General features: G+C 55.0%; 11 protein-coding genes, 1 tRNA gene and 1 pseudogene. 2 read left to right on the top strand and 11 right to left on the bottom strand.

All coding sequences use genetic code 11. The annotated features are described in order from the left end of the window. From PspS35_RS07785 to dapA, 10 genes are all read right to left on the bottom strand, one after another. On the bottom strand, positions 1-888 hold the full coding sequence (locus PspS35_RS07785) for a hypothetical protein (RefSeq protein ID WP_159933431.1): 888 nt from the start codon (positions 886-888) through the stop codon (positions 1-3). A 13-nt stretch (positions 889-901) separates the two neighbouring features. Next, entirely contained in the window at positions 902-3,154 is a 2,253-nt protein-coding gene (locus PspS35_RS07780; protein ID WP_159933430.1) for a dynamin family protein, read from the bottom strand. Further along, positions 3,151-4,083 (bottom strand): dynamin family protein, encoded by a 933-nt coding sequence (locus tag PspS35_RS07775; protein ID WP_202982135.1) that lies wholly within the window; start codon positions 4,081-4,083, stop codon positions 3,151-3,153. Before PspS35_RS07775 ends, PspS35_RS07780 begins: the two co-directional genes overlap by 4 nt. A 172-nt stretch (positions 4,084-4,255) precedes the next feature. Then, positions 4,256-5,278 (bottom strand): WYL domain-containing protein, encoded by a 1,023-nt coding sequence (locus tag PspS35_RS07770; RefSeq protein ID WP_159933428.1) that lies wholly within the window; start codon positions 5,276-5,278, stop codon positions 4,256-4,258. A gap of 875 nt (positions 5,279-6,153) precedes the next feature. Further along, positions 6,154-7,233 carry a hypothetical protein gene (locus PspS35_RS07765; protein WP_159933427.1) on the bottom strand — a complete coding sequence of 360 codons (1,080 nt, stop codon included), beginning with the start codon at positions 7,231-7,233 and terminating at the stop codon, positions 6,154-6,156. 658 nt (positions 7,234-7,891) lie between these two features. Continuing rightward, positions 7,892-7,981 (bottom strand) — tRNA-Ser (locus PspS35_RS07760). 83 nt (positions 7,982-8,064) lie between these two features. Further along, positions 8,065-8,778: a phosphoribosylaminoimidazolesuccinocarboxamide synthase gene (gene purC / locus PspS35_RS07755; RefSeq protein ID WP_017736329.1), complete on the bottom strand. Its 714-nt coding sequence runs from the start codon at positions 8,776-8,778 to the stop codon at positions 8,065-8,067. Between the two features lie 27 nt (positions 8,779-8,805). Further along, a complete protein-coding gene (locus PspS35_RS07750) occupies positions 8,806-9,564 on the bottom strand; it encodes an MBL fold metallo-hydrolase (RefSeq protein WP_159933426.1) in 759 nt (252 codons plus the stop codon). Positions 9,565-9,568: 4 nt separating this feature from the next. Beyond that, entirely contained in the window at positions 9,569-10,684 is a 1,116-nt protein-coding gene (gene bamC / locus PspS35_RS07745; protein WP_159933425.1) for an outer membrane protein assembly factor BamC, read from the bottom strand. Positions 10,685-10,701: 17 nt separating this feature from the next. Continuing rightward, positions 10,702-11,580, bottom strand: a complete 879-nt coding sequence (gene dapA, locus PspS35_RS07740; RefSeq protein WP_159933424.1) for a 4-hydroxy-tetrahydrodipicolinate synthase — start codon at positions 11,578-11,580, stop codon at positions 10,702-10,704. Between the two features lie 272 nt (positions 11,581-11,852). On the opposite strand from dapA, the gene PspS35_RS07735 reads away from it, so the two are divergent. Beyond that, positions 11,853-12,413: a glycine cleavage system protein R gene (locus PspS35_RS07735; protein ID WP_003172487.1), complete on the top strand. Its 561-nt coding sequence runs from the start codon at positions 11,853-11,855 to the stop codon at positions 12,411-12,413. A gap of 10 nt (positions 12,414-12,423) precedes the next feature. Further along, positions 12,424-12,897 (top strand): peroxiredoxin, encoded by a 474-nt coding sequence (locus PspS35_RS07730; protein WP_159933423.1) that lies wholly within the window; start codon positions 12,424-12,426, stop codon positions 12,895-12,897. Positions 12,898-13,016: 119 nt separating this feature from the next. Here the strand turns inward: PspS35_RS07730 and PspS35_RS07725 are convergent. Beyond that, positions 13,017-14,086: pseudogene (locus PspS35_RS07725) on the bottom strand (AI-2E family transporter). Positions 14,087-14,088 lie beyond the last annotated feature (2 nt).

The raw sequence follows: 14,088 nt of genomic DNA, 5'->3' as shown, positions 1-14,088 counted from the left end.
TCACCGTACCAGTGCAATAAGGAACACCACCACGGCCGCAATGGCGCCGCCGATCAGCAGTGCTGCTTTAAAAGCTGGGTTTAGTTCGGAGTGAGCGGAAGCCGTAGACTGTTGCGAACCTGACCTCGGCCGTTGCGGAGATTGCGATGCCGACCGTGCACGTGATGTAGCCTTGGGTTCAGTGCTGTCAGCGGGAGCAAAATTCTCCTCGCCACGCTCACGCAGCAATTGTCGGACTTCAATCAAGTGCAAGAAGCGCTCCTCGGAAAAATTGGTTTTGAGATAGACGACCTGATTGCCGAAGTATTCAGACGTCCACTGACTGCTGTCCGATTCAATCCCACGGGCAAAGGCCTTTTCTGAATAACTTTCAAAGATATCCGTGACCTGCTCTTTCATCCATTTTACGGCTGCGTACAACTGATGATCGTCCAGCCGATTGTCGTTGAACTCTATGCGCAGTGCAGTGCGAATAGTTAGCAAATCACCCTGTGCGACGAATTTTTTGAGGTTGTTTGTAGGTTGATAATCAGATTGCGATTGAGGGTTCTGAGGCGCGACGGACTGATGTGACCTCATGATAGGTGCAAAACCTTTATCACCGCGCTGACGAAGAAATTCGCGCACTTCTATAAGGTGTTCAAGACGCTCCTTGGAGAAATTCTGTCGCGCAAATACTTTTTGCTTGTTGAAATAGTCGCTAGACCAGTAAGGCTGACGCCCGTTAATGGCGTAGTGTTCATTTGGAAGGAAGGGTTCCAAAACATCGGAAATCCTAGCCAACTCCAATACCATATCCAAGAGCTGGCCGGAACTCACCTGGGTATCTTTGAGTGCAGCAAGAAATTCATCACGCGCACTAGAAATATTTGAAGTGATAGCTGTCATGAGAACTCCTGGATTAAACGGCTAGGGTTTTATCGAGTTTCGACTTGAAATCGTTAATCCAAGCTTGGAGCACTTTTGCCTCTTCAACTGCTAGCAATCGGGCATCACGATTCACCGTTTTTTCTTTCAGAGAACTCATAAGCTGTTTGAATTTCCCATCAAACTCGCTGCTCATGAACGCGACAAATTGATTGATCAGCGTATCTTTACCTTTTTCTATCTCGAGCCGGGCATTATCGACCAGATGTGAGAACTCTAACCCGACAGCCACCGAGCGGTCGTTCCAAAAGTCACCTAAATTAACCGCATCCTCGTGGCGATACACATTCACGGTTTTGGTATCAAACCAAGAAAAAGGGTTGTACCAGGTACTATTGCTTTCTTTACGCGTACCGATGACAACTCGCCGTTTGGTGATGTCGTCATTTGTCATCGACAGATTGAACGAAATATCGCCCACCGTTTTGCGAATGCCTTCCAGGATGGGCAGTTGCAGATGCTGGCTATCCTCGAACAGCTCAACGACGTATCGTTGGTACTCTTTGTACAAGTCCTGACGGATTGACTCTTGACTGGTGTTGAACAGTGCTTCATATGCGTTGATCAGCTGTTTATACAAAAATTGCAGATCCGTTTCGGCCTCTTTAATTCGCGTTTCCCCTGCGCGCACCTCAACAGTGCCGCTGAGGCGTGATGCCACTCTCTGAACAAGGTTGTCAGGAATACGTTCAAGCGTGACCAGTTCCTGCTCAACGTCAGCAGGTAAGATTTTACCGTCGTCTGCAATTCTTTCTTTATAGGCAAGGGTGTCGAACCCCTTAGCCTGCCGGTACTCCAGCGCTTGGATTTCTTCATTGAGATGGCCAAGCAGCCGCTCATCCTGATCCATTTGCTCGATCAATCCGGCTTCGTTGAGGCCAACCTCGATAGCTTTGGACATGGCGTCATAAGCACGTTTAAGACGGTGCGGAAAATTGTACTTATCGATGTACTCATCAATCATCGCTTCAACGGCTGGCAGCCCACTACTTTTTAGCAAGGGGGTAATGTTCTTGGCATCCAATGCTCGCTTCACACGAGAAGTAATCGGCATGTATTGCAAAAGGTCCATGCACGGCGACTCGCTGAAAAAATCAGCCATGCCCTTGAATCGGCTGCGCTCCTTGCTGGTGTGCAAGTCCTGTGGCTTCCGAATCAACCGGGTAAGTTCGGCGGAAATTGGATAAACCTGAGGGGATGGAATACCGTTCTCCACCAAATAGTCGCTGACACGATTCATCATGCCAGGCAGATCTTCGGTCTCCGGGTCATAGTCATCCACTTTATTGATGACAAAAATGAAGCGATCCTTACTCTGCTTCCCGCCCTTGCTCATAGCGTCGGCTACCAGGCGCAGCAAGCGCTTGTCATCATTGGTGCGCAATTGACCGGCGTTCAAAACATAAAGAATTAACGGATTACGCTTTGAATCCTGGATGAAGCCCATTGTGGTCTGTTCATGACCCTGATCCTGGCTATTGTTAGGCCCCGGCGTATCGGTCAACACCAAACGTACACTCTCACGCTCCTGGATAGCCAGAATATTGCCTTCCAGATCGATTCGTACGGTATCGGTTTGATTATTCCAGACTTTAATCATGTCAAGCGTCGCATCATCGCTGCTATCAGAAACTTGCTCGTTCTTGAGTATGCGCTTGGCTGAAAACTTGCTACCCATAGAGGTGTTGTCTGTAATTTTCGCAATGGTCGCCGTGGTGGCTTCGTTTGCCGCCGGCAGTAAGTCGCGCCCGAGCATAGCGTTGATCAGTGTCGACTTACCCGACGACATAGTAGCAACCACATATACATCGAAATCCCTGTTGAAAGCCTCTTCAAAGTATTTGCGAACATCATCATTCCCAGTAATAAAATGCTCGAACTGCGGGTGCTGTCGTGCCTCATTCATCAGGTCACGAATTTTTTCCAGGCGAGTTTCTGTCGGGACGCTTTCAATCCAACGCAATGCGACCTGCATGCCGCTGCCCGTCGCTACTTTCGCCGCCTCAGCAACGTCGAGGTAATCCGACTCAACTCCCGTAAAAGTAACGTCAAAGCGATTGTCACCATTGAACAACTGACTCAACTCATCAAACAGCTTCTCGATCCACACTTGCAGCCGCGATTCTTTGTAGCTCGACAGTTTGCAGCCTTCGGCCGGCGGTTGGCCACTGATCAGGAACTGAGTCTCGACGATGAATGGGTTATGGATGATTTCAATAGTATTCATGGTTGCTCATCTAATCGGCGTTGATGATGGATAAGGGCTTCAACGGTTTTGAGCCCACTGATGGTGACCAACTGGTGCAATTGGTTTTTATCGTAGGCACGGGTATCGAGTGCCTTGGTTCGCTGTCTGCGTTCCAGGTTGTTGAGTGATGTGAGGATCCGGCGCTTGACCAGGTCTGGCGCGACGGTGGCATTGAGCAAATCGCGCTTGTTCACGTCCAGGTCATCGAGTACCTGGCGCAACTTGGAACGTTGCGCGCGCGTCAGTGTTTCGGCACTCAGGGCCTTGCGCGCGTACAGCGCTGCACTGGCCATTGTCGGAATGATGATCGGCTGCTCAAAACCGATATCGCGCAAATAGCGCTGGGCGTTGTGCACATAGCCTTGAATGCTTTCGCCCTTCTCCGGATCGAGCAAATCCACTTTATTTAGGATGAAATAAATAGGCTGGGCAGGCTTGGCGGCGAGTTCTTCGCGCAGCTGTTCGAGTAGCAACCGGTCGTCACGAGTCCCCAGTTGGCTGGCGTTGAGCACATAGCAAAGCGCCTTGAACGATACCGTGCGGATAGCCTCCAGCATCAGTCTGGCGTGGTTTTCATCCTGGCTGTTGTTAGGCCCTGGCGTGTCGTGAAGTACCAGGCCGGGCGCTGGGCGCGGCAGCACTTTGAAGGTTCCGGCCAAGGTGATGCGCTTGACCTCGGCATTGGCGTTCCAGTCCTGTAGCAAGGCTACTGACGGGGAATGCTGGGAGGCCAACTCGGTGTCGTTGTAGCAATAACAGGCACCACTGAATCGACGAGTGCCCTGGCGATGCTCGACACGGGTCACGCAGGCAGTGGTGGCTTCATTGGCGGTGTACAGGAGTTCCTGGCCAATCAGCGCGTTGATGAACGACGTTTTACCTGCGCTCATTGTGGCCAATACCAACACATCGAACGTTGCGGTAGCAGCAGGTGCCGAACCCCTGGCCTTTCGAGGTTTTGCAAGCGTAACGGTGGAGCGCGTCATCAGCTTCTGTCCCTATTGCCGGGTGCCTTGCACCCAACACGTATTAATCCATTGGCGGTTGATCAGCCGCAGTCTTGCACGGCAGTGCGACCGTTCATGTCGCGTAGTCAGGTGACGCATAGAGGTTTTGCATACTGTTCAATCTGGCGCTGATCTCATCGACCCAGACCTGCGGCCCATGCACGCGGATGTTGTCGTTCAGGCCGAAGATCCACCACAGCGTTTCACGATCCAGCGGCACTTGGGCGCGCAGACGCTTCCAGGTATGCGAGGGAATATCGCTCAAGGTCTGCTCATGACTCAGCGGGGTTTCGCCGAGCAGGACGGCGATCTGCGGATGAACATCCGCGATCAGCTCTGCCTGAACATTGGTTTGGCGATGGCTGAATATGCCGCTCGCGATGTAATCGTCTACATCAAAGGTGGCGTGCAGCACGGACGGTTCATCGAGTACTCGAACGTGCTGAATACGGTGCAGGGCAAACTGGCGCAAATCACCATAGCCGTCCACAGAGGCCAGCAAATAGCTGATGGCATGCCGCGATACCAGACCCGCCGGGTGCAGGCGAAACTGTTTGAGTTCGCCCTTGCTGCGACTCTGGTAGGTCACTTGCAATTGCCTGCGCTCCAGCAAAACGGCAGACACCAGCCCCCAGACTTCGGGATCGATCGCAGCGGGCAGCAGGGTTTTCCCATTGGGAATCGCACGAACTCGTCGCGCCCAATCGGCCAATCCGTTGTGGCCCAGATCGCCCAGGAAGTTACGTGCGCGTCGAAATTGTGGACCGAGCTGGTCCAGAACAGTCTGCGGCAACAAGGTAGTCAGATGGCTTTCCGACAGATACAAGGCCAGTGCGGTGGAAGCATCCATATCCTCCAACTTCAGTGGCGCGTCCCGTGTGAAACTCCAGCGGAAAGGGATCTCGCTATCGTCGCATTGCAACGAGAAAGGCATCGACAACCGGTTCAAATCACGCTGAACCGAGCGAAGTGTCACGGAAAAACCTCTATCACGAAGCTTTTCGAGCAGGGTCGGGGTTGCAATGCGCTGGGGCTCTGTGGGGATCAGGCGCAGCAATGCAAATAGCCTGAGCAGCGTATCCTTCGCTTGGGACATGGTGACTACCTTGTTTTGCAATTCAACTGAAAGCCAGCAGGCTGGCGCCAATTTGGCGTCGATGCTACTGACTAAAATGGCGTTTTGCCATCTATTGTATTCAACATAAGACTTTAGTCTTTAGACGGCGGCGCACGAACCTTGAGGCTCAGCCCTCAACCCAGGCTCAAGAAGACTCGCGCGCCTCCTTGTCACGCTTCAGTTCGCTGTACTCGCGATACAGCTCATAGCCTTTCTTCAGCACCACACAAAGTCCGATGACGGCAAACAGGTTTTTCATATTCGTAATATCCCAGGTCTTTTTGACCATTTTCCAGGCTAGAGCGACAGGCTGTGTCGCGGCCTTGAAACATCAATCGTTGAGGCTAAGGAATTGTTCCAGACGGGTTCTGAGGATTTCATGACGATTGGCCTGTCTCCCCTCCAGTGAAGGGGTATGGCACTCAGGACAAAGGATGAAAGCAGCTTGGCCAAACGATGCCAATTCGCTGTGAGGCAGGACCGTTTTCTTCCAAGAGCAGTGAACACAGACAAGGGTGAACGGACGCGGGGGGAGTGGCATAGCGGTGTCCTACGGCTGTCGAATGACGCTAGCTTGCCGGGTAGGTACGACAATGTGTGTCGCCTTGCTTACGCCAATCGGTACGGCGACGTAACACAAGATGTTCTGACCCTAGTGGTCGAGCCAGCGTGGACTGAAAGGAGCTTTAACCGCTTTTCCCTAACTTGACGCGCCTCATCACTGACGCTGGGAACACCTTTCCCGCGCAGCGAAGTGAGCTTCTATAGACATAGCACCAGCCAGAAGCCCACTCCCACCAGCTAATCAGCTTACGACTGCAACCCGCATTTTTCTGTTTTCTGAATAATTCGTGTCATTGGTGGATCAAGCTTTGAGCTTTCGAGAAAAATTCAGCGCGAGCCTCATCACCATAGATTTTTATCTCCGGCAGATTAGCCCGGTAGGTCGCAATGCAATCCTGCATCTTCGGCTGCATCCAAGATTGAACATCACCAGGATTACTGCTGATTTCTGGCGCATATTTGTTTGTCCAAGCCTGACTATTCCCTAACATATAGTCGACATTTGAGTAAACAATACCGGCATAAGTCATCTCCAATCCGCCCTCTGTGAGCGCTTGGTTTACCGGTTTTCCGTGAGCCGTGAAAAATTGATTCACTGCGACCACCAGCCCCGAGCATGAGGCAAATTTAGCTGCTTTCGGAAGGTCAAAAGGACGTTTAACCATTGCGTTCGGCGCTGCTGGTGCAGAAGGTTTAGCTACGCTTGCTTGATATTTCTGGTCCACGACTGGCAGAACATTTTTTAGGTCTGCCTTTAAATTCTCGCCAAGATTTATATATCCGTTATCGAAGCTTCTATCTTTCTGATTGGCACACATTGTCTTTACATACGTCAGATCATCCAAGCCCTTATCGATTCTAATTGATCGGGCATCTTCTATTTGTTGCTTGGACTGAACAACGCCATAAACATATGCTGGCCGCATATCGCTTAGGCGATCTGCAATCTGACGCGGAAATACAAACGTCATTGCAGCAGAGCAGGTATTGTCATCAGCCACAAAACTCTTATCGTACTGCGCGCGGGTTGCAAACTTCCTAAACCCGTCGAGATCTTTTAATTCGAGGTTGTCAACTGCATAAACTGGTACTACCGCCTCGCCATTTTCCACGATCAGCGGCGAGTAGATTTCCATTAATTTCTGATAAGCCTGAAGGGATTTAGCGACCCCGCCCTCTCTCGCAGAACCCAGAGCTGCCCAGATTTCTACATTTTTCAGATTTTCCAATAATCGGGAATACTTTTCTTGAGTTGCAATATCTGCACGCTTTGCTTTGTAGACGCCGCCCTCTATAGCCATAACCAAACTAGAGTATCCAACCAGCCCAGCCAAAACAAACGCTGCTGCAGTTTTTTGCGAAATCTTCATTCCCTGTCCTTAAAGTCGCTGTGCTTTTCCATTAAGGGATGTCGGCTTCAAACTAAAAAACTTTAGAGCTTCTGCTTTGGGGTCAATCCGTTTCAGCTTCATATATCGACCAGCTCAAAATCAAGATACGATTTAATAATCCACCTCTTGATTTTTTTCACAGGCAACGCTGACAGGAACGTACAAGCGTGCGCGTGGCTATCGTTGCTGAGGTATTGGCATTAATAAAAATTGCCGTAGAACGGGGCCACCATGCCAGCCTAACCGAAATGGGGAAGCAGTTACTTGGAATGCCGCAAGAGGAACGCTCAGAAGCTTCATTGCAGGTACGAATCCCACAGCACTATTGCAGGGTCTACGTCGCCAACCCTGGAAAACTTAGCTACCTCTCGCCAGAGGACGCTCAGTTGGTTGCGAGCCTCTATTAGTACGTCGATAGCGTCGTACAGGACGTCATAGAAGGCGGGGTCATCTATGAAGGTACGGATGACCCAGAAGCCTTTATAGAGGCTGCAAACGTCCTTCAATTCACGTTAGACGCTGCACAAATACTGGCTGACAGACATGCATCTCCAGGCCGTGAGCCGCATGATTTGAGTAGTACAACCCGAAAACAAAAAAGCCCCGCAGACCTTGATCTGCGGGGCTTTCATTTGTATGGCGGAGAGATAGGGATTCGAACCCTAGGTACCGGTGAAGGTACAACGGATTTCGAATCCGTCCCATTCGGCCACTCTGGCATCTCTCCAACGGCGCGCATCATAACAGCGTGAATCAGGAAAGCAAAGCGCTGAAGCGATTTTTTTCCGTGCTATCAGATGCTTGCGTCGATTACAGCGGTACGCCGAGACGATTGGCGACTTCTTCGTAGGCTTCGATAACGTCACCGAGGCCTTGGCGGAAGCGGTCTTTGTCCATCTTCTTCTTGGTGTCCTTGTCCCACAGGCGGCAGCCGTCTGGGCTGAATTCGTCGCCCAGGACGATGGAGCCGTCGTGGAATACGCCGAATTCCAGTTTGAAGTCGACCAGCAGCAGGCCGGCGTCGTCGAACAGTTTGTTCAGCACGTCGTTGACCTTCAGGGACAACTCTTTCATGCGTGCCAGTTGCTCAGCGGTGCCCCAGCCGAATGCCACGACGTGGGATTCATTGATGAACGGGTCGCCCTTGGCGTCGTCCTTCAGGAACAGTTCGAAGGTGTAAGGGTTGAGCTTGAGGCCCTCCTCCACACCGAGGCGTTTGACCAGGCTGCCGGCAGCGTAGTTGCGCACGACGCATTCGACCGGGATCATGTCCAGCTTCTTCACCAGGCACTCGTTGTCGCCCAGCAGTTTGTCGAATTGGGTCGGAATACCGGCCTCTTCGAGCTTCTGCATGATGAAGGCGTTGAACTTGTTGTTCACCATGCCTTTGCGGTCCAGCTGTTCGATACGCTTGCCGTCGAACGCCGAGGTGTCGTTGCGAAACAGCAGGATCAGGCGGTTGGCGTCGTCGGTCTTGTACACCGACTTGGCTTTGCCGCGGTAGAGTTCTTCACGTTTTTCCATGATGGGCTCCGCTTTGAGTGAGGTGGGCTAGGCGATGTGTCGCCAGTCGAGCCCTGAATCTTGATCGGCCAGTTGCAGCCAGTCCGGGTCGCACCCTAGGGTGTCGACAAAACATTGCCGGGCAAGCGTCGGCAGGTTGTTCTTGCTGCTCAAGTGGGCCAGGACCAGGTGTTGCAGGTCTTGCCAGCCCAACTCATACACCAGGTACGCCGCCTGGTGGTTGTTCAAATGTCCCAGTTCGCCGCCCACCCGCTGCTTGAGAAAGTAGGGGTAGTGACCGCGAGCCAGCAGGTCTCGGCAGTGGTTGGACTCGATCATCAACGCATCGAGGTCCCGATAGCCGTCCAGCACTTTGCTGCAATAAGAGCCCAGGTCGGTCAGCACGCCGAAGCGCCGCTGACCGTCACTGAATACGTATTGCGTCGGTTCCTGAGCGTCGTGAGCCACCGCGATCACATCGATGCTCAACGCCCCGATCTGCAGTTGCTCGCCACCCGCCAGGAAACCTGCAGGTTCAATGGGTTTGCGCATCCCGCGCAAGGTGCCACGACTGAGGTACACCGGAAGATTGTAGCGCCGAGACAGCAAACCCACGCCATGCACGTGGTCGGCATGTTCGTGGGTCACTAGAATCGCGCTCAACTGCGCGGGGTGAACCCCCAGGCGCAGCAGGCGTCGCTCGGTTTCTTTCAAGGAGAAACCACAATCCACCAGTACGTACGTGTCGTCGTGGGCGACCAGCGTGCCGTTCCCTTGGCTACCGCTACCGAGAACAGCAAAACGCATCGGATCAGCCCAGGTTGTCCTGAATCACGCCCAACACTTTGCGCGCTGTTTCAGCCGGCGCAACGGTGTTGATGTTCTTCTCGACGGTGACCTGCACCGTCTCGCCAACCTTGCTCAAACGTACTTGGTAACGCTCGGCACGGGTCTCGATTTCTTCCTTGGTCGGCTTGCTGCCGAACAGCTTGCCGAAGAAACCAGGCTCGTCGTCTTTGCGCTCGGCTTTTTCGGCCACGTTGATGTAGTACAGGCCCAGGCTGCGGTTGATGTCTTCAACACGCCAAGGGCCTTGCTCCAACGCGCGACCGACGCTGGCCCAGGCACGGTCCAGGTCTTCACCCAGGTTCAGCACCACGTTGCCGCTGCCGTCCTCGGTGAGGCTGACGCGGCTCGGGGTGTCGTAATCACGGGCAGCGAGCAGGGAAACAGAACCGCCCTTCTCGGAAATACGGCTCATGCTGGCCAGCATCTCGTCGACCAGTGCCGAGTCAACGCCGGTGTTGACCGAACGGTTGGTGAAGTCGACGTTGGCGGTGCTGCCGGCAGGACGCTCAGCGCTCACCACGTAGACCTCACTGGTATTGCGCTGCACGCCTGGCTCGATGCGCACACGCACACGGGCTTCGCTGTCAGCAGCAACACCGCCGGCCTGCAGGCGCTTGGCCAGGGTGGCGGACAGTTCGCTGCCTTGCTGCCATGCCGTGGTGAATTCACCGGTTTGCGGACGCTGTTCGTCGATACGGAAACCGTTGTCCTGGAAGAACTGCACCGCTACCGGCCAGACTTCGGCAGGTGGACGCTGGGCCACGATCCAACGCGAGTCACCGCTTTTCTGCAAGCTGTAGTCGCTGGCATCGGCCACGGCCGAAATCGGCTGTGGGCGTGGCACTACGTACTCACCTTTGGCGGTGTCGTCGGCGACGTTGCGCGGAATCGGCAGCAACGGGTCAAGGCGCTTGGCGACATTCACGTCCGGCGGCAGTTGCATCGGTTTGGTTGCTTGGGCTTCCAGGTAATCGCTACCGCGGTCACGGAAGTAGCCTTCCGGGCCCCAGACCCAACCGCAGCCACTGGTGCTGGAGATAATCAAGGCAAGTGCGGAAAGTCCGGCCAATCGCTTCATGCGTAGTGCTTCCTCAATTAAACCAGGACGCCGGACTGGCGCAGGGCCTGTCGCAGCGGTTCGTGACAGGCTTCGCTGAGACGGGTGAGCGGCAGACGGATACCGTCCGGCATCAGGCCCATCTCGAACAGCGCCCATTTCACGGGAATAGGGTTGGATTCGATAAACAGTGTCTTGTTGAGCGGCATCAGCTTCTCGTGGATCGCACGGGCAGTCACGGCATCGCCAGCGATGGCAGCGGCGCACATGTCGCTCATGGCACGCGGGGCCACGTTGGCGGTCACGGAGATATTGCCCTTGCCGCCCAGCAGGATCAGCTCGACAGCCGTAGCGTCGTCACCGGAATACAGCAGGAAGTCACTGCCCACGCCGGCCAGGATGTCCTTGGCGCGCTGCAGGTCGCCGGTGGCTTCCTTGATACCGATGATGTTCGGCACGGTGGACAGGCGGATCACAGTTGCGGCCTGCATGTCGCACGCGGTGCGGCCTGGCACGTTGTAGAGGATCTGCGGGATGTCGACGGCTTCGGCGATGGTCTTGAAGTGCTGGTACAAGCCTTCCTGGGTCGGCTTGTTGTAGTACGGGGTCACCAGCAGGCAGGCGTCGGCGCCAGCCTTCTTGGCGTTTTTGGTCAGCTCGATCGCTTCGCGCGTCGAATTGGCGCCCGTACCGGCGATCACGGCGATACGGCCCGCAACGCGCTTGACCACGAACTCGATCACCTGGATGTGTTCTTCCACATCAAGGGTGGCCGACTCACCTGTGGTGCCGACGGCCACAATGGCGTTGGTGCCTTCTTGCAGGTGGAAGTCCACCAGTTTGCCCAGGCTGTCCCAGTCGAGATGACCTTGTGCATCCATGGGTGTGACCAGTGCCACCATACTGCCCGCAATCATGCAACCGCTCCTGCCGGAAAAAGAGAGCCGTAATGGTACTGGCGCCAAGATGCTTGTACAAGCGAAGTACCGCGTGAGGATGCGTTCTGGGGCAACTAAACGATAGGCAATGCCATCATTGGACGAAAGCACGGGTGACAGCAGGGTGGAATCACGCCGTTCACGTAATGAAAACGCCACCTCCTATCCCTTGGCGGCGCTTTTCGCTACCCTTCATGCTTTGATCGATACGGCCCTCATGGTATCGACCGCTCATCGTTTAGGAAGGCTGCATGTCCACCCCCACAGTTCGCGAACAATTCCTTGTTATCAGTGCCCTCGGCGCCAACCCCATGGAGCTGACCAACGTCCTGTGCCGCGCCAGCCATGAAAACCGCTGCGCCGTCGTGACCTCCCGCTTGACCCGCCACGGCGAGTGCAGCGCGCTGGTCCTGCAGATCTCCGGCACCTGGGACGCCCTGGCACGCCTCGAAACCGGCCTGCCGGGCCTGGCCAAGAAGCATGACTTCACCGTCAATGTAGTGCGCAGCGCCGCGCTGGAAAATCGCCCGCAGGCGCTGCCGTACGTCGCTTACGTCAGCTCGGCCTACCGCTCGGACATCGTCAATGAGCTGTGCCAGTTCTTTATCGACCACAACGTCGAGCTGGAAAACCTGACCTGCGACACCTACCAGGCGCCGCAAACCGGCGGCACCATGCTCAATGCTACCTTCACGGTGACCTTGCCGGCCGGTGTGCAGATCAGTTGGTTGCGCGACCAGTTCCTGGATTTCGCCGATGCACTGAACCTCGACGCACTGATCGAGCCATGGCGCCCACAGAACCCAATGTAAGGAAGTATTCATGGCGGTAGTCATCGACCAACCCGTAGCCGACTTCGAAGCCCAGGCCACCAGTGGGCAGACCTTCAGCCTTGCCGCCCTCAAGGGCAAGCAAGTGGTGATCTATTTCTACCCGAAGGACAGCACCCCCGGCTGCACAACCGAAGGCCAGGGCTTTCGCGACCAGTACGCGGCGTTCAAGGCGGCCAACACCGAAGTGTTTGGCGTGTCGCGTGACAGCGTGAAGTCCCACGAGAACTTCAAAGGCAAGCAGGCGTTCCCCTTCGAGCTGATCAGCGACAAGGACGAGGCGGTTTGCCAGCTGTTTGATGTGATCAAGTTGAAGAAGCTGTACGGCAAGGAATACCTGGGCGTGGATCGCAGCACTTTCCTGATCGACAAGGATGGCGTGCTGCGCCAGGAATGGCGTGGGGTGAAAGTGCCGGGCCACGTGGATGCCGTTCTGGCGGCTGCGCAGGCGTTGAGCAAAGCCTGAAACGCTGACCCTTGTAGTGAGCGGGCTTGCCCCTGAAACCTGCCAATGCGGCCTTCCTGAAAAAATGCGGCGGCCTTTTTAGGGCTGCTCCGCAGCCCAGCGCGGGGCAAGCCCGCTCACTACAACAATGGCGCAACCACCGGCTCCTGCCGTGGCCACGCATCCAGCACCGCCTTGAACAGCGTTGCCAGGGGAATCGCAAAGAACACTCCCCAGAACCCCCATAACCCGCCAAACAACAACACCGCGCAGATGATCGCCACCGGGTGCAGGTTGACCGCCTCCGAGAACAGCAGCGGCACCAGCACGTTGCCATCCAGTGTCTGGATGATCCCGTACACCGCCATCAAGTAGATGAACTGGTCACTCCAGCCCCACTGGAACAAGGCAATCAGTGTCACCGGTACCGTCACCACCACCGCGCCGACATAGGGCACCACCACTGAGATACCGACCAGCAATGCCAGCAGGCTGCGTAATTCAGGTCCAGGGCAATAAAAGCGATGTAGGTCACGCCGCCACAGATAATGATCTCGATGACCTTGCCGCGAATGTAGTTGGCGATCTGGCGGTTCATCTCCTCGGCCACCCGCGTGATCAACGCCCGCTCACGCGGCAGGTAGCCACGTACCCAACGGCCAATCATGGCGCGGTCCTTGAGGAAGAAAAACACCAGGATCGGCACCAGCACCAGGTAGATCATGATGTTGACCAGCAGCGGCAGACTGGACAGGGAAAACGTCAGCGCCCACTGCCCGAATTTTCCGATTTCGCCGCGCGCCACCTCGATGGCCTGCAATACCTGCTCATCCGACACCAAGTGTGGGTAGCGCTCCGGCAGCAGCAGCAACAGCGATTGCCACTTGGCGAGCATGCCCGGCAGCTCGTTGAACAGTGTGATCAATTGGTGCCACAGCAGCGGCAACACCACCACGATAAACACCACCAGCAACCCCATGAACAAGGCAAATACCAAGCCCACCGCGGCGGCGCCCGGCAAGCGCAAACGCTCAAGGGTAGTGACCAAGCCTTGCATCAGATAAGCCAGCACCATCCCCGCCAATACCGGCGCGAGCATACCGCCCAAGGTCAGGACTGCCGTAAAGGCCAGAAACAGCAGGACGGCCAGCACCACGGCTTCTTCGTCAGAGAAGTAGCGCTGGATCCAGTCACGTAACACTTTGAACATCA

Origin of the sequence: Pseudomonas sp. S35, from assembly GCF_009866765.1 — a bacterium.
Lineage (GTDB): Bacteria > Pseudomonadota > Gammaproteobacteria > Pseudomonadales > Pseudomonadaceae > Aquipseudomonas.
This window is presented reverse-complemented; position numbering and strand designations above follow the sequence as displayed.